Source organism: Streptomyces sp. 1222.5, from assembly GCF_900105245.1.
In the GTDB taxonomy this organism is placed as follows: Bacteria; Actinomycetota; Actinomycetes; order Streptomycetales; family Streptomycetaceae; genus Streptomyces; species Streptomyces albidocamelliae.
On sequence record NZ_FNSZ01000001.1, the window covers coordinates 4,060,594 to 4,082,825 of the forward strand.

Below are 22,232 nucleotides of genomic sequence, written 5' to 3' on the forward strand. Positions count from 1 at the left end.
GGACGGTACCGCTTGACCCCGGGCGCCCGGGATTCGTACGACCGGCCCCCGCCCCCCGCTTCCGGGGTCCGGCGCCACCTGGTTGTCCGCTACCGTTGGCCGGATGAGCCCCGAGGCCTCCTCAGCCCCTCGCTCCCTCGCGGAAGCGCTCCGTGCCAGGGACGATGCCTCCCTGGGCGCCCTCCTGCGCAGCAGGCCGGATCTCATCACCCCCGTACCGACCGATCTCACCCAGCTGGCCACCCGGGCCGGCACCCGCGCCTCGGTGCTGCGCGCCCTGGAACGGCTGGACCGGTTCGCGCTCCAGACCGCCGAGGCGCTGGCCGTGGCCCCGGACCCGGCGTCGTACGACACCCTGCTCGGGCTGATGGCCGGGGACGCGGGGGACGAGGCCGTCGCCGGTGCGCTGCCGCACGCCGTCGCCACCCTGCGCGAGCAGGCGCTGGTGTGGGGCGACGACCGGCGGCTGCGGCTCGTCCGCACCGCGCGGGAACTGCTCGCGCCGTCCCCGCAGCACCCCTCTCCGACGGGCCTCGGGCCGTCCGTGCAGGAGGCCACCTCGGGCATGTCGCCGGGCCGGATCCAGGAGATCGTGACGACGGCCGGGCTGCCCTCGACCCATGACTCGGTGTCGGCCGTCGCCGCGCTGACCGGGCTGTTCACGCACCGCAGGAAGATGGCGCGGCTGCTCGCCGAGGCGCCGGAGGGCGGCCTGGAGGTGCTGTCCCGGCTGGTGTGGGGCCCGCCGTACGGGCAGGTCACCCCCGAACCGGCCGCGCATCTGCGCTGGCTGCTCGACCGGGGCCTGCTGCTGCCGACCGCGCCCGGCACGGTCGTGCTGCCCCGGGAGGTCGCCCTGCATCTGCGCGCGGGCCGGGCGCACCGGGCGCCCGAGCCGCTGCCGCCCGTCGTGGAGCCGGCCGCGACGCACAGTCCACAAGTGGTGGACGCGACGGCGGCCGGGCAGGCGTACACCGCGCTCGCCACCGTCGAGGAGCTGCTGAAGGACTGGGACGAGGGCGGTCCGGCCGTGCTGCGCGCCGGGGGCCTGAGCGTGCGGGACCTCAAGCGGACCGCCGTCGCCCTGGACGTCTCCGAACCGGTCGCCGCCTTCTGGGTCGAACTGGCCTACGCCGCCGGTCTGCTCGCCTCCGACGGCGAGGCCGACGAGCGGTACGCGGCCACCCCCGCCTACGACGAGTGGCTGGAGCGGCCCCCCGCCGAGCGCTGGGCCCGGCTGGCGGAGGCATGGCTGTCGGCCACCCGGACGCCGGGGCTGGTCGGCGGCCGGGACGCGAAGGACCGCACGCTCTCCGCGCTCGGCCCGGGCCTCGACCGCTCGGCCGCCGTCGAGGTGCGGCACCGGGTGCTGAGCCTGCTGGCCGCGCTGCCGCGGGGTGGCGCCCCGGACGCCGGGTCGGTGCTGGCCCGGCTGCGCTGGGAGCGGCCGCTGCGGGGCCCGCAGCGGGACGGCGGCGAGGACGATCTGCGCACCCGGCTGGCGCGCTGGACCCTCGCGGAGGCCGAGCAGCTGGGCGTGACCGGCCGCGGCGCGCTGTCCGCACACGGTCGCGCCCTCCTCGGCGCGCCGGCCGCGGCCGGCGCGCACGCCCCGGGCTCCGCCGAGGCCGCCGCGGTCTCCTCCGGCCCCGGTGACAAGCTCCCGGTGCACCACCACCGTCCACCGGCGGCCCGTGCGCCGCTCTCCCCCGCCGAGCAGGCACTCGCCACGACGGCCGCCGCCCGGCTGCTCGCCCCGCTCCTCCCCGAACCCCTGGACCACGTGCTGCTCCAGGCCGACCTGACGGCGGTGGCCCCGGGCCCGCTCCAGCGCCCGCTCGCGGACATGCTGGGCGTGCTCGCCGAGGTGGAGTCCAAGGGCGGGGCCACGGTCTACCGGTTCACCCCGGCCTCGGTCCGCCGCGCCCTGGACGCCGGCCGGGCCGCCGCCGACCTGCACGCCTTCCTCAGCCGGCACTCCCGTACGCCGGTCCCGCAGCCGCTCGCGTATCTGATCGACGACGTGGCCCGCAAGCACGGCCATCTGCGGGTGGGCGCGGCCTCGGCGTACGTGCGCTGCGACGACGACACGCTGCTGGGCGAGATCCTCGCCGACAAGCGCGGCGCCGCCCTGCGCCTGCGCCGGCTCGCCCCGACCGTGCTCGCCTCCCAGTCCGACCCGGCGGCGCTGCTGGAGGGCCTGCGCGCGATGGGTTACGCACCGGCCGCGGAGTCCGCCGAGGGCGACGTCGTGATCACCCGCGCCCACGCCCACCGGACGCCGCCGCGCACCGCGCCCGAGCCGGTCCCGGACGGGCCGCCGCCGCCCGACGGCACGCTCCTCACGGCGGCGATCCGCGCGATCCGGGCGGGCGACATGGCCGCGACCACCCCGCGCAAGACCACGGGCACGCCCCTGACCGGCGGCGAGCTGCCCCGCACGTCCTCCGCCGAGACCCTCGCCACCGTGCAGGCCGCCGTCCTCACCGGCGAGTCCCTGTGGATCGGCTACGTCAACGCCGAGGGCACCGCCAGTCAGCGCGTCATCGCCCCCATCCGGGTCGAGGGCGGCTTCGTGACGGCGTACGACCACACCGCGGACGAGGTCCGGACGTACCCGCTGCACCGGATCACCGGGGTCGCCGAGCTGGCGGACGACTGAGGCCGTCTCAGCAGTCCCCGACCGGCGCGTTTGCGGGCAGCCCGAAGTGCGTGCGGGCCGCGGCCGCCAGGGCGGCGGACGGCTCCGCCGGGCCGGGCTCGGCGAGCGGACCGAAGTGGTCCGCCACCCAGCGCCCGTACCCCTCGCCGTCCGGCGGCTCCTCCCGCGTCACCACGCGGTAGCCGCCGCGCCCGTCCCGCTCCAGCCGCACCACCTGCGGGCCGGCGGCGCCACCGCACTCCTCCAGCGTGCCCGCCCGCACCCCGTACTCCAGACACAGCGTCGTCACGCCCGCCCGTACGACGCCCTCGTGCTCGTCGAGGTCCCGTGCGTCGGCCCGGCAGAACCACCGCGCGTGCAGCGCCGGCTCCGCCTCCCCGGAGCCGCTGCCCCGCGAGTCGGCCACCAGCCGGGCCTCGATCACCGGCCGCACCCGGCCCCACAGGTGCTCGTCGACGCCACCCGGCCCCGCCGCCCACACCCCCGTCGCGACCAGCACCACCGTCGCGGCCAGCCCTGTCCCCCACCTGCCTGCCGACATGGTCCCCGCCTCCTGCCCCCCGGGGCGCGCCACCGCGCGCTTTCGCAGGTCAAGACCCGCGTGGGCGGCACAAGGTTGCAGCGGCCCCGCCGTGATCGTCCGCCGGTAGGGCACACTGGACGTTTGGCTGTTGTGGAAAGGGTGTGCCGCGCGTGAATGGTCCACTGATCGTCCAGTCGGACAAGACGCTGCTCCTGGAGGTCGACCATGAGCGCGCCGACGACTGCCGCCGGGTGATCGCGCCCTTCGCCGAACTGGAGCGGGCGCCCGAGCACATCCACACCTACCGGGTCACCCCGCTCGGCCTGTGGAACGCGCGTGCCGCCGGGCACGACGCCGAGCAGGTCGTCGACGCCCTCGTGGAGTACAGCCGCTACCCGGTGCCGCACGCGCTGCTCGTCGACATCGCCGAGACGATGGACCGCTACGGCCGCCTCACCCTGTCCAAGCACCCCGCGCACGGGCTCGTGCTCACCAGCACCGACCGGCCCGTGCTGGAGGAGGTGCTGAAGTCCAAGCGGATCGCCCCGCTGGTCGGCGCCCGCCTCGACGCGGACACCGTCGTGGTGCACCCCTCCGAGCGCGGCCAGATCAAGCAGGTGCTGCTGAAGCTGGGCTGGCCCGCCGAGGACCTCGCCGGGTACGTGGACGGCGAGGCGCATCCGATCGAGCTGCTGGAGGACGGCTGGAACCTGCGGCCGTACCAGAAGCAGGCCGTGGAGAACTTCTGGCACGGCGGCAGCGGTGTCGTGGTGCTGCCCTGCGGCGCGGGCAAGACGCTGGTCGGCGCCGGGTCCATGGCGCAGGCGAAGTCGACCACGCTGATCCTCGTCACCAACACCGTCTCCGCCCGGCAGTGGAAGCACGAGCTGGTGAAGCGGACCTCGCTCACCGAGGACGAGATCGGCGAGTACAGCGGGACGCGGAAGGAGATCCGGCCCGTCACCATCGCCACCTACCAGGTGCTGACCACCCGGCGGAAGGGCGTCTACCCGCACCTGGAGCTGTTCGACTCCCGCGACTGGGGCCTGATCGTCTACGACGAGGTGCATCTGCTGCCGGCCCCCGTCTTCAAGTTCACCGCCGACCTCCAGGCGCGGCGGCGGCTCGGCCTGACGGCCACCCTGGTCCGTGAGGACGGCCGTGAGTCGGACGTGTTCTCGCTGATCGGGCCGAAGCGGTTCGACGCGCCCTGGAAGGAGATCGAGGCGCAGGGCTACATCGCGCCCGCCGACTGCGTCGAGGTCCGCGTCAACCTCACCGACACCGAGCGGCTGGCGTACGCCACCGCCGAGACGGAGGAGAAGTACCGGTTCTGCGCGACCACCGCCACCAAGCGGAAGGTCACGGAGGCCATCGTCCGCCGGTTCGCCGGGCAGCAGATCCTCGTCATCGGCCAGTACATCGACCAGCTGGACGAGCTGGGCGAGCACCTGAACGCCCCGGTGATCAAGGGCGAGACGTCCAACGCCCAGCGCGAGAAGCTCTTCGACGCCTTCCGCGAGGGCGAGATCAGCGTGCTGGTGGTCTCGAAGGTCGCCAACTTCTCCATCGACCTGCCCGAAGCCACCGTCGCCATCCAGGTGTCCGGCACCTTCGGCTCCCGGCAGGAGGAGGCCCAGCGGCTGGGGCGCGTGCTGCGGCCCAAGGCCGACGGCCACCAGGCCCACTTCTACTCGGTGGTCGCCCGCGACACCATCGACCAGGACTTCGCCGCCCACCGCCAGCGCTTCCTGGCGGAGCAGGGGTACGCGTACCGGATCGTGGACGCGGACGAGATCCTGGCGGAGGGCTAGCCGGGCGGGGGCGGGCCGGGCGCTGTCCGGCCCGCCGGTCCGGCGCCGTCCGGCCTAGAAGAACGCGTGGGTGTCCATCCAGCCCTTGGTCTTCCCGGACTTGCCGTAGTACCAGGTGGTGCCCTTCTTGTACGCGGTGCAGTACACGCGCACGTTGCTGCCCGCGAACACGGACTTCTTGACCTTGTACGAGTAGCCCGGGCCGGTGTGCATGTCGGCGTGGTCCCACTGCACGACCTGGAGAGTCTGGTCCTTGATGTTCTTGGTGCAGCCGGAGGAGTCCACGGCCGAGGCGCTGGGCGCGGCCAGGACGGTGACGCCGAGGGCGAGCGCGGTGGCGGCGGTCAGGCCGCTCACCGCCTTGCGGATCCGAAGGGTCGAGAAGGACATGCGGTGTTCCCCGTTTGCTCGGTCGAAAGGGTCGGACGACGGCTGATCATGCTGTCATACGCGACGGTCAGCCCGAGCACCAGGACGGGGTAGGCGGCCGCCAACGGCTGCTGCCAGTAGGGCAGTTCCAGGTCGAGGTCGCCCTCGTGGGGCACCAGCCACATGGTGCGGGCGGTGAAGACGAGGGCCACCAGCGCGGCCGTCCGGGCGTGGCCCTCCGCCCACAGCACGGCCAGCAACGGAACGCACCACACCCAGTGGTGGGTCCAGCTGATCGGGCAGATCAGCAGGGCCGTGAAGGCGGTCAGCAGGACGGCGTGGCTCTCCCGGCGGGCCCGCGCGGCCAGCGCCAGGCCCGCCACCGCCGCCAGCGCGGCCGGGAGCGCCCAGGCGGCGCCCGGCGCCGGGTCGTGCAGCATCCGCGCGATCAGCCCTTGCAGCGACTGGTTGTCCACGATCCAGCCCTTGCCCACCCGGCCGGTCTCGTACAGGCGCCGGGTCCAGAAGTCGGCGCTCGCCACGGGGAGCAGCAGGAAGCCCGCGAGGACCGTGCAGGCGAAGGCCGCCACCGCCGTGGCCGCCTCCCGTCTGCGGCCGCGCAGGAACAGGTGCACCACGAAGACGGCCGGGGTGAGCTTGATGCCGGCCGCGACACCGAGGGCTAGGCCGCGGGCGCGGGCGCCGGGCGGCCGGGTGAGGTCCCACAGGGTCAGGCAGGCGACCGCCAGGTTGATCTGGCCGAACAGCAGCGTCTGGAAGACCGGCTCCAGCCAGAGGGCGGCGGCCGTGGCCGCGCACAGCGCCGCGGGGCCCGGGGAGCGGGACGCCAGGCGGGCGGAAAGGACGACCAGACCGGCGAGCATGAGCACGTTGCCGGCCAGGAAGACCGCCTTCAGGGCGGGGAGGGGCAGCCCGACCGCCGGGACGAAGAGGATCGCCGCGAAGGGCGGATAGGTCGCGGGAAGCCCCCACCGGGTGACCGTGAAGCCGTAGAGATCGGTGCCGTGGACGACGGCCGCGCCCTCGGCCCGGTAGACGAGGAGGTCGGCCATGGGTGCGCCGCGCAGGACGCACAGGGTGGTGAAGGAGGCGAGGGAGAGGGCGAGGAGCAATAAGGCCGTCCGTTTCCGCACGGATGCGACCCTATGCCGTCACCTGCGGTGTACGCCCGCTTCCTCGCCGTACTCGCCGAGGACGGCGACCCGGAACGCGGCGGACACATACACCCTGACCGCGCGCAGGGCATCGCCCAGGCGGTGGTGGTGGGTGCCCGCCACGGCCGTGGCACCGGCCGGCGGCCGGACGGGGGCTGGGGAGACGGTTGCTGCGCTCATGTCTCCATGGTGGAACTTCGGCCGTAAATCCGGCGTCGGTCCAGGGACCGAATTCCGGCGGGCTCCGCGTACACCCCCGGGAGGCACGGAAGCCCCTGCCCCCGGGCGGGCGGCCCCTGGGGGGAAAATCCATTGGCCTCCGCCCGCACCCGTCGCCTAAAATCTCCGCTCTTGCCCGCCTCCTCTCACGGAGTGCCGCCGCCCGGACGGAAACCGGACGGCCCCTCACGCCCCAGCCACAGGCCATGGAAGAGCAGATCCGGAGGCACTCCCTTGTCCACGCCCGTCCACGACCCGCTCGACGGCCCAGGCAGCCGGGCCGACGACCCGCTGGCCCGCGAACGCTCCCACCTCGCCCACTCCCGCTCCGCCCTGCGCGCCATGCGCGAGGACGTGGAGGCGCTGGACATCCGGGACGTCACCGCGAACTGGGTCAACGCCGAGGTGCTCGCCCGGCAGATCGACGAGCGCATCAAGGCGCTGGCCGACCTCAGCGACACCCCGCTGTTCTTCGGCCGGCTCGACTACCTGCACGCCCCGGGCGCGGACCGGGCGGAGGGCGCCGAGGGGGAGCGGTTCTACATCGGGCGGCGGCATGTGCACGACGCCGACGGCGACCCCATGGTCATCGACTGGCGTGCCCCGGTCTCGCAGCCGTTCTACCGGGCGTCCAAGAAGGACCCCCTGGACGTCGGGTTGCGCCGCCGCTTCGGCTACACCGGCGGCGACCTGACCGCCTACGAGGACGAGCACCTGTCCGACCCGCAGGAGACGGCCACCACCAGCAAGCTGCTCCAGCAGGAGATCGAGCGGCCGCGCGTCGGACCGATGCGGGACATCGTCGCCACCATCCAGCCCGAGCAGGACGAGATCGTCCGCAGCGGGCTCGGCGGCACCGTCTGCGTCCAGGGCGGCCCCGGCACCGGGAAGACGGCCGTGGGTCTGCACCGGGTCGCGTATCTGCTCTACGCCCACCGGGAACGGCTCGCCCGCACCGGCACCCTCGTCATCGGGCCGAACAAGTCCTTCCTGCACTACATCGAGCAGGTCCTGCCGGCCCTCGGCGAGCTGACCGTGCAGCAGGCCACCGTGGACGACCTGGTGGCGCACGTGGAGGTGCGCGGCACGGACGAGGCCGCCGCGGCCGTCGTCAAGGGCGACGCCCGGATGGCGGAGGTGCTGCGCCGGGCCCTGTACGCGCACGTGAGCATGCCCACCGAGCCGGTGGTCGTGGTGCGCGGCTCGCGGCGCTGGCGCGTACCGGCGTACGAACTGGAAGAGCTGGTACGCGAGTTGCTGGAGCGGGACATCCGCTACGGGGCCGCGCGCGAGGCCCTGCCGCAGCGGATCGCGCACGCGGTGCTGGTGCAGATGGAGCGGTCCGGGGAGGCCCCGGACGACCGGGTCCAGGACGCCGTCGCCCGCAACAGCGCGGTGAAGGCGGCCGTGAAGGAGGTCTGGCCCGCCGTCGACCCCGCGAAGCTGGTGCTGCGGCTGCTGACCGACGCCGACTTCCTGGCCGAGCACGCCGAGGGGATCCTGGACGAGGACGAGCAGAAGACGATCCTGTGGGCGAAGCCCGTGCGCAGCGTGAAGGCGGCCCGGTGGTCGGCGGCGGACGCGGTGCTGATCGACGAGACGGCCGACCTGATCCAGCGCACCCACTCGCTCGGCCACGTGGTCCTGGACGAGGCGCAGGATCTGTCCCCGATGCAGTACCGCGCGGTCGGCCGCCGCTGCACCACGGGCAGCGCGACCGTCCTCGGCGACCTGGCGCAGGGCACGACCCCGTGGGCGACCCGGAGCTGGGACCAGGCCCTCGCCCACCTCGGCAAGCAGGAGGGGCACATCGAGGAGCTGACCGCGGGCTTCCGTGTCCCGACGGACGTCATCGCCTACGCCTCTCGCCTGCTCCCGCACATCGCGCCCGGCCTCACCCCGGTCGCCTCGGTCCGGGAGAACCCGGGCTTCTTCGAGGTCCGCACGGCCGCGGGGACGGGCGAGATCGTCGCCGCGTGCGAGGAGTTGCTGCGCAACGAGGGGTCGACGGGCCTGATCGCCGCGGACGCCCGCGTGCCCGCGCTCGCCGAGGCGCTGACGGCGGCCGGGATCACGTATCTGGCGCCCGGTGAGGAGACCACCCGCGAGACCCGCCTCACCCTCGTGCCGGCCTCCCTCGCCAAGGGTCTGGAGTACGACTACGTCGTCCTGGACGAACCGCGGGCCGTGGTGGACGGGGAGCCGGACGAGCGGACGGGGCTGCGCCGGCTGTACGTGGCGCTGACCCGGGCGGTGTCCGGCCTGGTCGTGGCCCACTCGGCGCCGCTGCCCGCACAGCTGGCCTGAGGCGGCCGCTCGCGACGCGGCACCGGCGGCTAGCCCTCGCCGGCCCCGCCGTCCAGGATCGTCCGCCACCGGGCGACCGCGTCGGCGGAGACCGGTCCCGCCCAGCCGCCGGGCCGGGCCGCGCCGCCGATGTGGAAGGCGTCGATCCCGCCGGTCCGCAGCCGCGGCACGTGGTCGAGGCGCAGTCCGCCGCCCACCAGGATCTGCTGCTCGTACCCGGGCTCGCCGCCGTGCGCGGCCTCCGCGAGCAGCGTCGGCAGCCCGGCGTCCACGCCCGTGGCGGACCCCGCCGTGAGGTAGGTGTCCAGACCGGGCAGGTCGGCGAGCTGCTTGCGCAGGGCGTCGCGGTCGGCGGCCCGGTCGATCGCCCGGTGGAAGGTCCAGCGGCAGCCGTCCAGCGCCGCGACGACCCGCTCCACGGTGTCCAGGTCGACCGTGCCGCCGGCGTCGAGGAACCCGAGCACGAACTGCTCCGCGCCGGCCCCGCGCAGCTCGTCCGCCGCCCGGACCAGGCCCTCCGCGTCGCCGGCCGCGAAGCCGTCCGTCAGCCGGAGCATCACGCGCAGGTCGATGTCGACGGCGGCGCGGATCCCGGCCACGGTGGCCGGGGACGGGGTGAGTCCGTCGGCCGCCATCTCCGTGACCAGCTCCAGCCGGTCCGCGCCTCCTGCCTGGGCGGCGACCGCGTCCTCGACGTCGAGGGCGATCACCTCCAGGACCGCACGCTTGCTCATGGCACCCCATTCATCGGATTCATCGGGCGACTACAGGTCTAGTCCAATTCAAGGGTACGCCCGGACCCCGGCGCCGTTCACCCGAAGACGTTCGTTCCCCCTCCCGGGTACCCGCCGGCCCGTCCCCGCCCCGTCCACAGGAAACAGGAATCGCCACGGGCCGCACGGGGACGGAAGAATGACGGGCATGGCCGATCCCGACGCCCTGCGCCCCCGTTTCGTCCGCGCGCTCGAAGCAGCCCGCGCTCCCGGCGGCGGCCCCGACCCCGCGCCGTACGCCGACAACCTGCTCGCCCGCTGGCAGGAGCCGCAGCGCCACTACCACACGCTCGCCCACCTCGGCGCGATGCTCGACCACATCGACCTGCTGGCCGGGTACGCGGCCGACCCGGACGCGGTACGGCTGGCCGCCTGGTTCCACGACGCCGTCTACCTCCCCGACCGGTCCGAGAACGAGGAGCGCTCCGCCCGGCTCGCCGAGCGGGCCCTCGCGGAGGCGGGCGTGCCACAGGCGCGGACCGCCGAGGTGGCCCGGCTGGTCCGGCTCACCGTCACGCACGACCCGGCCGACGACGACCGCGACGGCCAGGTGCTGTGCGACGCGGACCTCGCGATCCTCGCCGCACACCCGTCGGCGTACGCCGCCTACACCGCGGAGGTCCGCGCGGAGTACCACTTCGTCCCCAACGACGCCTTCCGGGCCGGACGGGCCGCCGTGCTCCGCCAACTCCTCGGCCTGCCCAGCCTGTTCCGCACGCCGTACGGGCAGGAGCACTGGGAGGCGACCGCGCGCCACAACCTCGCCTCCGAGCTGGAATTGCTGTCGACCTGAACGGCCGGCCCGCCTAGGGTGCGCCCATGCGACCGATAAACGGGGATGACGTGAGCAGGGCCGTGGCGGGCTGCCTGGGGACGCTGCGGACGGTGGTGGACCGCGACTGGGCGGGTACCCGCGCCGGGCGGCTGGAGTGGGACTGCCGACGGACGGCCGAGCACGTCGCGAGCGGTCTCCTCGCGTACGCCGGGCAGTTGGCGGGCCGCGCCCAGGAGGCGTACGCACCCTTCGGCATCACCTTGGACGAGGGCACCGACAACGCGGGCCTGCTGCACGTGATCGACACGACCGGCGTGCTGCTCGCCACCACCGTCGCCACCACCCCGCCCGACGTCCGCGCCTTCCACCCGTACCCCTTCGGCAACGCGGACCGCGAGGGCTTCGCCGCGATGGGCACCGCCGAGGTGCTGCTGCACACCCACGACATCGCCGAGGGCCTGGGCATCGCGTACGAGCCGGACGAGGCCCTGGCGGAGTCCGTCCTGGCCTGGCTCTTCCCGCACGTCCAGCCCGGCACCGCGCCCTGGCCGACGCTGCTGTGGGCCACCGGCCGCGGCGAACTGCCCGGCCGCGCCCCGGTCACCGAGTGGCGCTGGCGCAACAACCTCGTCCTGCCCACCGGGCGCCTCAGCCTGACCGGCATCCGCCCGGCCGCCGCCCGCGACCTGCGCCTCGGCGGCGACGGCGGCCTCACCTGGGCCGACGGCGGGCCGTACGAGGGCACCCGGGAGGCCGCCGGGTTCCTGGTGAAGGCGTACGAAGCGGGCGTGCACCGGCCGGAGTTCGGGGTCTTCGCCCTCGTACGCCGGGAGGACGGCCTGGCGGTCGGCGGCATCGGCTTCCACGGCGCCCCGGACGAGGAGGGCAGGGTCGAGATCGGCTACGACCTCGTCGAGGGAGCGCGCGGCCGGGGCTACGCCACCGAGGCCGTGGACGCGCTGGCCGCGTGGGCGCTGGCGCGTCCGGACGTCGCCCTGGTCATCGCCACCATCGAGGCGGACAACGTGCCCTCGCAGCACGTGATCACCCGGGCGGGGTTCACCCGGGCCACCGTGGAGGAGGAGCACACGGCCCGCGCGGAGCACGGCATGGACGGCGGGCTCCTGCTCTACGTCCGCCGGGCCTGACCGCGCTTGCGCCGGCGCAGACCCGAGGCGTGCAGCAGCCGCACCACCTCGCGGCTGCTGACCTCCACCGCGCCCGCGGCCACCACGTCCGCGTACCGGTGCGAGGGGACGTCGTAGTGGTCGCGCTCGAAGGCCCGCCGGGGCACGCCCAACCGCTCGGCGAAGGAGTGCAGTTCGTCGTACGACACGTCGCTCACCAGGTGCGACCACATGCGGCCGTGGCCGGGCCAGGCCGGCGGATCGACATAGACGGTCACGGGCGCCTCACGAGGACACCGCCCCGCCCGCCGCCGATCCCAGCGAGCCGACCGCCGCGACCTTCACACCCGCCTTGTGGCACACCCAGTGCGGGTCCGGGCCCAGTTCCGGCTCCACGTCCAGCGCGTGCGGATCGCCCGAGCCGCACACCGGGCACAGCGGCCAGCGGCCGTACCGCTCCAGCAGCGCGTCCTGCACGTCCTGGGCGACCAGACCGGCGACGAACGCCGCGCCCTGCGGCCACTGCTCCACCCACCAGCGGCGCTGTGCGACGGCGTCCTCGACCAGCGAGACCACGTCCGCCTCGGCGACCTCACGCGCGACCAGATCGGCGAGCACCAGGGCGCGCGCGGCATGCAAGGCCTGCTCGAGAGGAGTGACGGGTTCCATGGAACCCATTGTGCGCACTCTTGACCACAGGACCGAACCGAAAATAGCTTTCACCTGTGACCCAGGAAGTGAAGGAAATTTTCGGGCAGCCGGGCGGGTCGCTCGCCGCCAAGGTGCGCACCCTCGCCCCCTCCATGACCCGGTCCATGCAGCGCGTCGCCGAGGCCGTGGCGGGCGATCCGGCCGGCTGCGCCGCCCTCACGGTCACCGGCCTCGCCGAACTCACCGGCACCAGTGAGGCGACGGTCGTCCGCACCGCCCGCCTCCTCGGCTACCCCGGCTACCGCGACCTGCGCCTCGCCCTCGCCGGGCTGGCCGCGCAGCAGCAGTCCGGCCGGGCGCCCGCCATCACCACCGACATCGCGGTGGACGACCCCATCGCCGACGTCGTCACGAAACTGGCCTACGAGGAACAGCAGACCCTGGCCGACACCGCCGCCGGCCTGGACACCGTCCAGCTGGGCGCGGCCGTCGCCGCACTCGCCGGGGCGCGCCGGACCGACGTGTACGGCATCGGCGCGTCCGGGCTCGTCGCCCAGGACCTCACGCAGAAGCTGCTGCGGATAGGGCTCATAGCCCACGCGCACAGCGACCCGCACCTCGCGGTGACCAACGCGGTGCAGCTCCGCTCGGGCGACGTGGCGATCGCGATCACGCACTCCGGCTCGACGGGGGACGTCATCGAGCCGCTGCGGGTCGCCTTCGAGCGCGGGGCGGCCACTGTCGCCATCACCGGGCGGCCCGACTCGCCGGTGACGCAGTACGCCGACCACGTGCTGACCACCTCCACGTCCCGGGAGACCGAGCTGCGTCCGGCGGCGATGTCCTCACGGACCAGTCAACTGCTCGTGGTGGACTGTCTGTTCGTCGGAGTGGCGCAGCGGACGTACGAGACGGCCGCGCCCGCTCTGGCCGCGTCGTACGAGGCGCTGGCCCATCGCCACCGGGCCTCCTCGCGCTAGACCGCAGGACCTAACACAGGACCGACCGTGGGAGGGACCGGCGGGTCCGACGTGGCTGGTCGCGCCGTTTCCCGCGCCCCCAGGTAGGTTCACCACCCCCCGACGGAAAGTGACCGGAGAGAGCCGCCCCGATGACCTCCCCCGACCTGCGCAGCCAGTTGGCCTCCCTGACCACCGAGGCGTTCCGGCCCGAGCTCGCCGAGATCGACCGGCTGCCCACCCTCGACATCGCCCGCCTGATGAACGGCGAGGACGCCGGTGTGGCCTCCGCCGTCGCCGCCCAGCTGCCGCGGATCGCCGCCGCCGTCGACGCCGTCGCCGAACGGATGGCCCGCGGCGGACGCCTGGTCTACGCCGGCGCCGGTACCGCCGGCCGGCTCGGCGTGCTGGACGCCTCCGAGTGCCCGCCCACCTTCAACACCGATCCCGGACGGGTCGTCGGCCTGATCGCGGGCGGCCCCGAGGCCATGGTCAGCTCCGTGGAGGGCGCCGAGGACTCCCCGGAGCTGGCCCGCAAGGACCTCGACTCGCTCGGGCTCACCGCGGACGACGCGGTGGTCGGCGTCTCCGCCTCCGGCCGCACCCCGTACGCCGTGGGCGCCGTCGAGCACGCCCGCGGCCTCGGGGCCCTGACCGTCGGCCTGTCCTGCAACGCGCACAGCGCGCTCGCGGCGGCCGCCGAGCACGGCATCGAGGTCGTCGTGGGCCCGGAACTGCTCACCGGCTCCACCCGGCTGAAGGCGGGCACGGCCCAGAAGCTGGTCCTGAACATGCTCTCGACCATCACGATGATCCGGCTCGGCAAGACCTACGGGAACCTGATGGTCGACGTGCGCGCCTCCAACGACAAGCTCCGGGCCCGTTCCCGCCGGATCGTGTCGCTGGCCACCGGCGCGGCCGACGAGGAGATCGAGCGGGCCCTGACCGAGTCCGGCGGCGAGGTGAAGAACGCCATCCTCACCCTCCTCGCCGACATCGACGGCCCTACGGCCGCCCGCCTTCTGGAGGAGTCCGGCGGCCATCTGCGCGCCGCGCTGGCGCACGCGGCGGGCTGACCCGCACGCTCGGGGCGTGCGCAACGACCCCGTCTCCACAGCGGCCGCCGTCCTCATCCGGGTCGGCGGCCCGGCCAACGTCACCTCCGTCGCCCACTGCATGACCCGGCTCCGGCTGGGACTCGCCGATCCGTCGGCGGCGGACGAGGAAGCCCTGCGGTCCCTGCCCGGTGTCCTCGGGGTGGTGGACGGCGGGGGCGTCTGGCAGATCGTGCTCGGCCCCGGTGTCGTCGACGAGGTCACCGCGGCGGTGGAGGACCTGGTGACGCGGGCGCCGAGCGGCACCGCCCCGGAGCGGTCCGGCGCCGGGCACCTCGCCGACGAGGGCGCCCGGATCAAGGAGGGCCTGCGGCGGCGCAACGCCACGCCCGTCAAGAACGGCCTGCGGCGCGTCGCGGGCGTCTTCGTCCCGCTCATCCCCGCCCTGATCGGCTGCGGCATCCTGGCCGGGCTCAACGGGCTGCTGCTCAACGCCCACCTGCTGCCCGGGCTCACCCCCGCCCTGTCCGCGATCGCCTCCGCCTTCATGGCGCTGATCGCGGTGTTCGTCGGGGTCAACACCGCGAAGGAGTTCGGCGGCACGCCCGTGCTGGGCGGCGCGGTGGCGGCCGTCGTCGTGTATCCGGGCGTGGCGAAGGTGACCGCGTTCGGCGTGCACCTGGCCCCCGGGCAGGGCGGGGTGCTCGGCGCGCTCCTGGCGGCACTGCTGGCGACCCGGGTGGAGAAGTGGTGCCGGGGCCGGGTGCCGGGCGCGCTGGACGTCCTGCTCACCCCCACGGTCACCGTGCTCGTCTCCGGGCTCGTCACGCTGTACGGCCTGATGTACGCGGCGGGTGCGGTGGCCTCCGCGATCGGCATCGTGGCCGACCGGCTCCTCGCGAGCGCGGGCGCCGTGGCCGGGCTGGTGCTGGGCGGGCTCTTCCTCCCGCTGGTCATGCTGGGCCTGCACCAGGCCCTGATCCCCATCCACACCACCCTCATCGAGCAGCAGGGCTACACCGTCCTGCTCCCGCTGCTGGCCATGGCGGGCGCGGGCCAGGTCGGCGCGGCCCTCGCGGTGTACGTCCGTCTGCGCCACGACGTCTCCCTGCGCACGACGATCCGCTCCGCCCTCCCGGCCGGTCTGCTCGGCGTCGGCGAACCCCTCATCTACGGCGTCTCCCTGCCGCTCGGCCGGCCGTTCCTGACCGCCTGCGCGGGCGGCGCGGCGGGCGGGGGCTTCGTCGGCTTCTTCGCCATGTCCGGCACCAAGGTGGGCGCCACGGCCATCGGCCCCTCGGGCTGGGCCCTGTTCCCGCTGCTGGCGGGGAACCGCAGCCCGGCGATGACGGCGGCGGTCTACGCGGGCGGTCTCCTCACCGGCTACCTCGTCGGCTTCCTCGCGACCTGGACGACCTTCCGGCCCCCCGTCGCCGAGGGTGTGGCGGGAGCCGGCGGCCGGGCCGGGGGAGGGGTCGTCAAGGCCCCGGTGCACCATGGAGGCGAGGAGGCGACGGACTGACATGAATCATGCCCAGCTCACCGCCCTGGGGCGGGCGCTCCGGCTGCTCGGGGAACACGGCGAGGCGCTCGGGGCCGACACGCCCGACGCACGGCTGCACGAGATCAAGGACGATCTGCGCCGGGCGCTCGACCTCGCCGAGGAGAGCGTCACCGGCGCCGCACCGAGCACCCGGTGCCAGGAGCATCCGCAGGGACCGGTCGACGAGAGCGCACCCGACCTCTGCCTGCTCTGCGAGACCCGGCGGCGGGCCGCCCGGCGCTCGGAGTACCAGGGCAGGCCCCGCGCGGAGGAGCCGGCCGCCCAGGCCCCCTCCCGCTACGGCGTGCGCGGCGAGCGTCCACAGCCCCAGCAGCGATGGCTGCCGGAGCTGTGGAACGGCCAGGAGTGGCAGCTGTGCGGGACGCCCAGGCGGGACCGGCGCGAGGCCGAGGCCTACCTCGCCGCCCAGCGGCGCGGGTCCCGGCCCGCCATGGCGTACCGGCTCGTGCACGAGTTCACCGACTACGAGGTGCTGCGGGTGTGGGGGACGCCGGTGCGCGTCGACATCGAACCCATGGGCAACCTGTAGCCGGCGGTCCCGCGGGGGCGGTCAGCTGAGGGTCTTCAGCGCCGCCGCGTCGTACGGCTTCAGGTCGTCGAAGCGGTCGGAGAGGACCTTGGCGGCCCACTCCGGGTCCTGGAGCAGGGCCCGGCCGACGGCGACCATGTCGAACTCGTCCGCCTCCAGGCGGTCCAGGAGGTTGTCGATGCCCTTGACCGGGGAGCCCTCGCCCTGGAAGGCGTTGATGAAGTCGCCGTCGAGACCGACCGAGCCGACGGTGATGACCGGCTTGCCGGTGAGCTTCTTCGTCCAGCCGGCCAGGTTCAGGTCCGAGCCCTCGAACTCCGGCAGCCAGTAGCGGCGCGTGGACGCGTGGAAGGCGTCGACGCCGGCCGCGGCCAGCGGGGCGAGGATCGCGTCCAGCTCCTCCGGGGTCTCGGCGAGGCGGGCGGTGTAGTCCTGCTGCTTCCACTGCGAGAAGCGGAAGATGACCGGGAACTCGGCGGACACCCGCTCCCGAACCGCGGCGACGATCTCCGCGCCGAACCTGGTGCGGGCCACCGGGTCGCCGCCGTACGCGTCCGTGCGGCGGTTGGTGCCCGCCCACAGGAACTGGTCGACGAGGTAGCCGTGGGCGCCGTGGATCTCCACACCGTCGAAGCCGATGCGCTCGGCGTCCGCGGCGGCCTGCGCGAACGCGGCGACGACGTCGTCCAGGTCCTTCCGGCTCATCGCCCGGCCGGTGGCCTCGGCGCCCTCGGTGACGAGACCGGACGGGCCGACGGCCGGGGCGTCCGCGAAGGGCGGCTCGCCCTGCTTGCGGACCATGCCGATGTGCCACAGCTGCGGGACGATCGTGCCGCCCGCCGCGTGCACGTCCTCGGCGACGCGTGCCCAGCCGGCGAGCTGCTCCTCACCGTGGAACCGCGGCACGCGGTCGCTCTGGCCGGCCGAGTCGTGGCCGACGTAGGTGCCCTCGGTGACGATCAGGCCGACACCGGCCCCGGCACGGCGCGCGTAGTAGGAGCGCACGTCCTCGCCGGGAACACCGCCCGGGGAGAACATGCGGGTCATCGGGGCCATCACGATCCGGTTCGGGACGGTGAGGCCGTTCAGCGCGATCGGGCGGGAGAGGATCTGGGCCGCGCGGGAGGCGGGCGTGGTGACGGTCACGTGGGGGGCTCCTCGTGAAGTGCGTTGTTAACCGAACGGTATGTGCGCGCGCATTGTTGCAGCATCTTAAGCAAGCGCCTGTGCGCTCCCCCGCATTCCCCACCGCCCCGAACCCGCACGTGATCCGGAACACGCCCGAGGGCGGTACCCCCTGCCAGTGGCAGGGCGTACCGCCCTCGTACGAAAGGACTGGTACCGATCCCGGAGGGATCAGAAGTCCATGTCACCGCCCGGCATGCCGCCGCCGGCCGGCGCGGCGGCCTTCTCCGGCTTGTCGGCGATGACGGCCTCGGTGGTGAGGAACAGCGCGGCGATGGAGGCGGCGTTCTGCAGGGCAGAGCGGGTCACCTTCGCCGGGTCGATGATGCCCTCGGCGACCAGGTCGACGTACTCGCCGGTCGCGGCGTTCAGGCCGTGGCCCGGGGTCAGGTTGCGCACCTTCTCCACCACGACACCGCCCTCGAGGCCGGCGTTGACGGCGATCTGCTTCAGCGGGGCCTCGAGCGCGATGCGCACGGCGTTGGCGCCGGTCGCCTCGTCACCCTCGAGCTCCAGCTTCTCGAAGACCTGGGAGGCCTGCAGCAGGGCCACGCCACCACCGGCGACGATGCCCTCCTCGACGGCGGCCTTCGCGTTGCGGACGGCGTCCTCGATGCGGTGCTTGCGCTCCTTGAGCTCCACCTCGGTGGCGGCACCGGCCTTGATGACCGCGACACCGCCGGCGAGCTTCGCCAGGCGCTCCTGCAGCTTCTCGCGGTCGTAGTCCGAGTCGCTGTTCTCGATCTCGGCGCGGATCTGGTTCACGCGGCCCTGCACCTGCTCCGAGGAGCCGGCACCGTCGACGATGGTGGTCTCGTCCTTGGTGATGACGACCTTGCGGGCGCGGCCCAGGAGGTCCAGGGTCGCGTTCTCCAGCTTGAGGCCGACCTCCTCGGAGATGACCTCGCCGCCCGTGAGGATGGCGATGTCGCCGAGCATGGCCTTGCGGCGGTCGCCGAAGCCCGGGGCCTTGACGGCGACGGACTTGAAGGTGCCGCGGATCTTGTTGACGACCAGGGTCGACAGGGCCTCGCCCTCGACGTCCTCGGCGATGATCAGCAGCGGCTTGCCCGACTGCATGACCTTCTCCAGCAGCGGGAGCAGGTCCTTGACCGAGGCGATCTTGGAGTTGGCGATGAGGATGTACGGGTCCTCGAGCGACGCCTCCATGCGCTCCATGTCGGTCGCGAAGTAGGCGGAGATGTAGCCCTTGTCGAAGCGCATGCCCTCGGTGAGCTCGAGCTCCAGACCGAAGGTGTTGCTCTCCTCGACGGTGATGACGCCTTCCTTGCCGACCTTGTCCATGGCCTCGGCGATGAGCTCGCCGATCTGGGTGTCGGCGGCGGAGATGGACGCGGTGGAGGCGATCTGCTCCTTGGTCTCCACGTCCTTCGCCTGCTCCAGCAGGGCGGCGGAGACGGCCTCGACGGCCTTCTCGATACCGCGCTTCAGAGCCATCGGGTTGGCGCCGGCGGCGACGTTGCGCAGGCCTTCCTTGACCAGGGCCTGGGCGAGCACCGTCGCGGTGGTCGTACCGTCACCGGCGACGTCGTCCGTCTTCTTGGCGACTTCCTTGACCAGCTCGGCGCCGATCTTCTCGTACGGGTCCTCGAGCTCGATCTCCTTGGCGATGGAGACACCATCGTTGGTGATCGTGGGGGCGCCCCACTTCTTCTCGAGGACGACGTTGCGGCCCTTGGGGCCGAGCGTCACCTTGACGGCGTCCGCGAGCTGGTTCATGCCGCGCTCGAGGCCGCGCCGCGCCTCCTCGTCGAACGCGATGATCTTGGCCATGTGAAGTGGTCCCTCCAGGACTGGGGGTGATTCCTTCGGACCGCGCCCGCGCCCGCGACGGACGGCTCGCCGGCCGCATGGTTCCTTGCCCCACTTGGCCTGCGGGCCTCACCGACCCGGTCCTTCGTTGTCACTCTCACCTTCAGAGTGCTAACGCAATGATTAGCACTCGGCATGGTCGAGTGCAAGCGCCTTCGAGGGTGGGACCCGCCCCGTCGGCCACCCGCGAACGGCGGGGCCGGGGCATGACGAAGGGCCCGCACCCTGTGCGAGGTGCGGGCCCTTCGTGCAAGAAACGTTCAGGCGCTGAGGCGAACCATGTCGGCCTGCGGGCCTTTCTGGCCCTGCGAGATCTCGAACTCCACCCGCTGGCCCTCTTCCAGGGTGCGGTAGCCGTCCATCTGAATGGCGCTGTAATGGACGAATACGTCCGCACCACCGTCGACCGCGATGAAGCCGTACCCCTTCTCCGCGTTGAACCACTTGACGGTGCCCTGAGCCATGCCTAACTCCCCTATTACTGGCCCTTGCACAGATCCACACTTCGCGGACCCGGGTCAGACCTCACCCCCTATTGGCCGGGGGCGTGCGCCGGAACGCGTCGACCGCGGCTGAATGTATCTGTCCAACTGCCGTCTGCAACAGGTCAATCGGACGAGAATTCTGGACGGGGACGGTCCGGAATCTGCCGAGAATTCGCCCGAATTCAGGGCAAGTCGGGCCCCATAAAAGGAGCAAAAGCCGCATAAAACCCGCGTAGTTTGGCTACTTCTTGTCGGGCCTGCGGCATGAATGCAGGGCTCGCGACCCGAAGGCCACGACCGCGTTCCCCAACTGTACCGCGCTCAATCACGCAGAATTGCCCCCTCCGCTTCTCTCACGGAGGGGGCAATCCGATGAACAATGCGTCACCGCTGTTACCGAAGGTAATGATCGGTCATCCGGTCAGCAGCCGCCGGCCACCGCGGGAATGATCGAGACACCCGCGCCGTCGGGCGTGGCCGTCTGGAGGCCCTGCTCGAAACGCACGTCGTCGTCGTTGACGTAGACGTTCACGAAACGGCGCAGCTTGCCCTGGTCGTCCAGCACCCGGGCGGCGATCCCGGTGTGGTTCTTCTCCAGGCTCTCGATGACCTCGGCGAGGGTCACCCCCTCGGCGCTGACCTCGGCCTGGCCGCCGGTGTAGGTGCGCAGGATGGTCGGGATGCGAACGGTCACGCTCATGCGAGGCCAGCCTCTCGGAAGGAGTCCAGGGTCGGGCGGATGGTGGCGCTGAGGCCGGTGCCGGCCACCGCGTCGAGGGTCTTGAGGCCGTCGCCGGTGTTGAGGACGACCGTGGTCTTCGCCGGGTCCAGCAGGCCGTCCTTGAGCAGCTTGCGGGTGACGCCGACGGTCACGCCGCCCGCCGTCTCCGCGAAGATGCCCTCGGTGCGGGCGAGCAGCTTGATGGCGTCGACGACCTCGGCGTCCGTCACGTCCTCCACGGCGCCGCCGGTGCGGCGCGCGATGTCGAGGACGTAGGGGCCGTCGGCCGGGTTGCCGATGGCAAGCGACTTGGCGATGGTGTTCGGCTTCTGCGGGCGGACCACGTCGTGGCCGGCCTTGAAGGCGGTGGACACCGGGGAGCAGCCCTCGGCCTGTGCGCCGAAGATCCTGTACGGCCTGTCCTCGACCAGACCGAGCTTGATCAGCTCCTGGAGGCCTTTGTCGATCTTCGTGAGCTGGGAGCCCGAGGCGATCGGGACCACGATCTGGTCCGGGAGGCGCCAGCCGAGCTGCTCGCAGATCTCGTAGGCGAGGGTCTTGGAGCCCTCCGCGTAGTACGGCCGCAGGTTGACGTTGACGAAGCCCCAGCCCTCGCCGGCCGGGTCGCCGATCAGCTCGGAGCAGAAGCGGTTCACGTCGTCGTAGTTGCCCTCGATGCCGACGAGCTCACCGCCGTACACCGCGGCCATCACGACCTTGCCCTGCTCCAGGTCGTGCGGGATGAACACGCAGGAGCGGAAGCCGGCCCGGGCGGCGGCGGCGCCGACGGCACCGGCCAGGTTGCCCGTGGAGGAGCAGGAGAGCGTGGTGAAGCCGAACGCGCGGGCGGCCTCCAGGGCCTGGGCGACGACCCGGTCCTTGAAGGAGTGCGTCGGGTTGCCGGAGTCGTCCTTCACGAACAGGCCACCGGTGACGCCGAGCTCGCGGGCGAGGTTGTCGGCCTTGACGAGCTTCGTCCAGCCCGGGTTGAGGTTGGGCTTGTCGGCCACGTCGGCGGGGACGGGCAGCAGCGGCGCGTAACGCCAGATGTTCGCGGGGCCCGCTTCGATGCGCCGGCGCAGTTCCTCGGTGTCGTACGCGGAGAAGTCGTAGGCGATCTCCAGCGGGCCGAAACACTCCTCGCAGGCGAAGACCGGCCCGAGGGGTACCCGGTGTCCGCATTCGCGGCAGCTGAGGGCAGCGGCGGGACCGAGGTCGACGGCGGGATTGCTGGTGCTTGCGACAGTCTGCACAGCCATGGAGGCGAGGCCCTTTCTCCTCATCTTCCTCACGACGCACTTCGCCGTGAGACGGATTTGGCACCTTCCCTAGCCGGGAGCCTCGCGGAGACGATCAGAACTGATCTACGAGTACCGACTGGAGGGTTGCCGGGGCTTCATCGGGCCGTTTCCCTCTGCCCCTCTGGATGAGCTGTATGTGGTTGTCGACACCGGTGACCCCCGACATGCGATGGTCATCGGCGTTGTTCAAGACTGTAACCGAAGG

21 protein-coding genes and 1 riboswitch are annotated in these 22,232 nt (G+C 73.0%); of the genes, 9 read left to right on the top strand and 12 right to left on the bottom strand.

All coding sequences use genetic code 11. The features are described 5' to 3' along the window. Positions 1–103: 103 nt before the first annotated feature. Complete coding sequence (locus BLW57_RS18105; RefSeq protein ID WP_093475812.1) at positions 104–2,662, top strand: helicase C-terminal domain-containing protein; 2,559 nt, start codon at positions 104–106, stop codon at positions 2,660–2,662. Positions 2,663–2,669: 7 nt separating this feature from the next. On the opposite strand, the gene BLW57_RS18110 is transcribed toward BLW57_RS18105, so the two are convergent. Then, positions 2,670–3,203, bottom strand: coding sequence for a hypothetical protein (locus BLW57_RS18110; protein ID WP_093475814.1), 534 nt, complete (start codon positions 3,201–3,203; stop codon positions 2,670–2,672). Between the two features lie 152 nt (positions 3,204–3,355). On the opposite strand from BLW57_RS18110, the gene BLW57_RS18115 reads away from it, so the two are divergent. Next, positions 3,356–4,999 carry a DNA repair helicase XPB gene (locus tag BLW57_RS18115; RefSeq protein WP_093480753.1) on the top strand — a complete coding sequence of 548 codons (1,644 nt, stop codon included), beginning with the start codon at positions 3,356–3,358 and terminating at the stop codon, positions 4,997–4,999. A gap of 54 nt (positions 5,000–5,053) precedes the next feature. Here the strand turns inward: BLW57_RS18115 and BLW57_RS18120 are convergent, their stop codons facing one another. From BLW57_RS18120 to BLW57_RS18130, 3 genes are read right to left on the bottom strand one after another with little or no spacing between them, the layout of a single operon-like run. After that, complete coding sequence (locus tag BLW57_RS18120) at positions 5,054–5,389, bottom strand: SH3 domain-containing protein (RefSeq protein ID WP_093475815.1); 336 nt, start codon at positions 5,387–5,389, stop codon at positions 5,054–5,056. Continuing rightward, entirely contained in the window at positions 5,353–6,501 is a 1,149-nt protein-coding gene (locus BLW57_RS18125) for a glycosyltransferase 87 family protein (RefSeq protein ID WP_371127796.1), read from the bottom strand. The genes BLW57_RS18120 and BLW57_RS18125 overlap by 37 nt, the downstream gene beginning before the upstream one ends. A gap of 39 nt (positions 6,502–6,540) precedes the next feature. Continuing rightward, positions 6,541–6,723, bottom strand: a complete 183-nt coding sequence (locus BLW57_RS18130) for a hypothetical protein (protein ID WP_093475819.1) — start codon at positions 6,721–6,723, stop codon at positions 6,541–6,543. A 273-nt stretch (positions 6,724–6,996) separates the two neighbouring features. Here BLW57_RS18130 and BLW57_RS18135 point away from each other — a divergent pair, with 273 nt between their 5' ends. Next, the gene (locus tag BLW57_RS18135; RefSeq protein WP_093475820.1) at positions 6,997–9,069 is read left to right on the top strand and encodes a HelD family protein; all 2,073 of its coding nucleotides are present in this window, start codon (positions 6,997–6,999) and stop codon (positions 9,067–9,069) included. Between the two features lie 29 nt (positions 9,070–9,098). On the opposite strand, the gene BLW57_RS18140 is transcribed toward BLW57_RS18135, so the two are convergent. Beyond that, the gene (locus tag BLW57_RS18140) at positions 9,099–9,803 is read right to left on the bottom strand and encodes a copper homeostasis protein CutC (protein ID WP_093475821.1); all 705 of its coding nucleotides are present in this window, start codon (positions 9,801–9,803) and stop codon (positions 9,099–9,101) included. A gap of 187 nt (positions 9,804–9,990) precedes the next feature. Between BLW57_RS18140 and BLW57_RS18145 the strand changes: the two genes are divergently transcribed. Beyond that, positions 9,991–10,635, top strand: coding sequence for an HD domain-containing protein (locus BLW57_RS18145; RefSeq protein ID WP_093480754.1), 645 nt, complete (start codon positions 9,991–9,993; stop codon positions 10,633–10,635). 50 nt (positions 10,636–10,685) lie between these two features. Further along, positions 10,686–11,765 (top strand): GNAT family N-acetyltransferase, encoded by a 1,080-nt coding sequence (locus BLW57_RS18150; protein ID WP_256339512.1) that lies wholly within the window; start codon positions 10,686–10,688, stop codon positions 11,763–11,765. On the opposite strand, the gene BLW57_RS18155 is transcribed toward BLW57_RS18150, so the two are convergent. Together BLW57_RS18155 and BLW57_RS18160 are read right to left on the bottom strand one after the other, a co-directional pair. Continuing rightward, a complete protein-coding gene (locus BLW57_RS18155) occupies positions 11,747–12,022 on the bottom strand; it encodes a DUF4031 domain-containing protein (protein WP_093475824.1) in 276 nt (91 codons plus the stop codon). The two genes, BLW57_RS18150 and BLW57_RS18155, sit on opposite strands and share 19 nt — an antisense overlap. Before the next feature lie 7 nt (positions 12,023–12,029). Next, positions 12,030–12,413: a hypothetical protein gene (locus BLW57_RS18160; RefSeq protein ID WP_093480755.1), complete on the bottom strand. Its 384-nt coding sequence runs from the start codon at positions 12,411–12,413 to the stop codon at positions 12,030–12,032. Between the two features lie 56 nt (positions 12,414–12,469). On the opposite strand from BLW57_RS18160, the gene BLW57_RS18165 reads away from it, so the two are divergent. From BLW57_RS18165 to BLW57_RS18180, 4 genes are all read left to right on the top strand, one after another. Beyond that, complete coding sequence (locus BLW57_RS18165; protein ID WP_093475826.1) at positions 12,470–13,375, top strand: MurR/RpiR family transcriptional regulator; 906 nt, start codon at positions 12,470–12,472, stop codon at positions 13,373–13,375. A gap of 131 nt (positions 13,376–13,506) precedes the next feature. Further along, positions 13,507–14,430 (top strand): N-acetylmuramic acid 6-phosphate etherase, encoded by a 924-nt coding sequence (murQ, locus tag BLW57_RS18170; RefSeq protein WP_093475827.1) that lies wholly within the window; start codon positions 13,507–13,509, stop codon positions 14,428–14,430. Between the two features lie 16 nt (positions 14,431–14,446). Continuing rightward, positions 14,447–15,931 (top strand): PTS transporter subunit EIIC, encoded by a 1,485-nt coding sequence (locus BLW57_RS18175; RefSeq protein WP_093475829.1) that lies wholly within the window; start codon positions 14,447–14,449, stop codon positions 15,929–15,931. Between the two features lies 1 nt (position 15,932). After that, positions 15,933–16,502: a hypothetical protein gene (locus BLW57_RS18180; protein WP_093475830.1), complete on the top strand. Its 570-nt coding sequence runs from the start codon at positions 15,933–15,935 to the stop codon at positions 16,500–16,502. A 21-nt stretch (positions 16,503–16,523) separates the two neighbouring features. Here the strand turns inward: BLW57_RS18180 and BLW57_RS18185 are convergent, their stop codons facing one another. From BLW57_RS18185 to thrC, 5 genes are all read right to left on the bottom strand, one after another. After that, on the bottom strand, positions 16,524–17,648 hold the full coding sequence (locus BLW57_RS18185) for an NADH:flavin oxidoreductase (RefSeq protein WP_093475832.1): 1,125 nt from the start codon (positions 17,646–17,648) through the stop codon (positions 16,524–16,526). Positions 17,649–17,858: 210 nt separating this feature from the next. Then, on the bottom strand, positions 17,859–19,481 hold the full coding sequence (groL, locus tag BLW57_RS18190; protein WP_073888043.1) for a chaperonin GroEL: 1,623 nt from the start codon (positions 19,479–19,481) through the stop codon (positions 17,859–17,861). A gap of 299 nt (positions 19,482–19,780) precedes the next feature. Beyond that, the gene (locus BLW57_RS18195; RefSeq protein ID WP_004929928.1) at positions 19,781–19,984 is read right to left on the bottom strand and encodes a cold-shock protein; all 204 of its coding nucleotides are present in this window, start codon (positions 19,982–19,984) and stop codon (positions 19,781–19,783) included. A 442-nt stretch (positions 19,985–20,426) separates the two neighbouring features. Beyond that, positions 20,427–20,705 (bottom strand): MoaD/ThiS family protein, encoded by a 279-nt coding sequence (locus tag BLW57_RS18200; protein WP_093475833.1) that lies wholly within the window; start codon positions 20,703–20,705, stop codon positions 20,427–20,429. Beyond that, the gene (thrC, locus tag BLW57_RS18205; RefSeq protein WP_093475835.1) at positions 20,702–21,985 is read right to left on the bottom strand and encodes a threonine synthase; all 1,284 of its coding nucleotides are present in this window, start codon (positions 21,983–21,985) and stop codon (positions 20,702–20,704) included. Before thrC ends, BLW57_RS18200 begins: the two co-directional genes overlap by 4 nt. A gap of 17 nt (positions 21,986–22,002) precedes the next feature. Further along, positions 22,003–22,159: riboswitch (SAM riboswitch) on the bottom strand. Between the last annotated feature and the right edge of the window lie 73 nt (positions 22,160–22,232).